Raw genomic sequence first — 958 nt, 5'->3', positions numbered from 1 at the left:
ATCCCATGGTGCGGCGCCGAACCCTGAGCACTTGCTGGTGAAGGTCGGCTTTGTTTCGATAGTGGCCGGTTTGCTGGGAACCGTGATCCTTGGGTTCGTTCTGTTGTTGCTTCGCTGAGCTTCGAATCGGCTGGTTCTCGATATATGCCCGGCGGAAGGCCTATCGCTCGGCTTCGATGAACGCCTCGATCTTTTCCGGCGCCAGCCCGGCCTCCGCCGCGATGCGGCGGGCGAGGTCGGCGGCTGCGGCGCGCGGCCGGCCGATCGGCCGGTCGAGCCAGTAGGACACCGGATTGAGCGCGGTGCGCTCATCGACGGGGGTGATGCGGCCCGATTGCAATTGATGTCCGGTCAGGGGTGGGCGTGCCAGCGCGATGCCAAGCCCATAGGCGGCGGCGTCGAGCACCAGATTGTAGTCCTCGAAGCGACGGTCCTGCGGGCGCGGGCGATAATCCATGCCTTGCGCGGCAAACCAGGCGCGCCAGGCAGACGCGTCGGAATCGTTGATCAGCGGATATTTGAGCAGCCGGGCAGGGTCGCCGCGGCCGATCTCGCGGGCAAGCTCGGGTGACGCGACGGGGAAGACATGTTCCTCGAAAAGCTGCACCGAGACGCGGCCCGGAATGCCGCCGCGTCCACAGCGGATGGAGAGATCGATGCCCTCATCGGCAAGGTCGGCCTGGCGGATATCGACATCGAGCACGATGCGCAGCTTCGAGGGATTGTTCTCCAGAGCCGCCATGCGAGGCATCAGCCACAGCCCGCTGACCGAGGGGATCGAGGTCAGCCGCACCACCGCCGTGCCACGCGGCTCGACCCAGCGGTCGGAATGGGTCGATATCAGCGCAAAGGCTTCCGCCGTGCGCAGATGCAGCCGGTTGCCCTCGATCGTCAGCGAGACGCCGCGCGCCCCACGGTCGAAGACTTTCAATCCCAGCCAGTCCTCGAGCTTGGCGAT

At 65.9% G+C, this 958-nt stretch carries 1 protein-coding gene; it reads right to left on the bottom strand.

The features are described from left to right. Positions 1–160 precede the first annotated feature (160 nt). Positions 161–958 (bottom strand): LysR substrate-binding domain-containing protein (locus tag EN906_RS35505; RefSeq protein WP_127375839.1); only part of this gene is annotated, 798 nt, incomplete at its 5' end.

Origin of the sequence: Mesorhizobium sp. M7A.F.Ca.CA.004.06.1.1, assembly GCF_003999135.1 — a bacterium.
GTDB lineage: Bacteria > Pseudomonadota > Alphaproteobacteria > Rhizobiales > Rhizobiaceae > Mesorhizobium.
The sequence above is the reverse complement of the archived record's forward strand: the minus strand, read 5'-3'. Positions and strand labels throughout refer to the sequence as shown.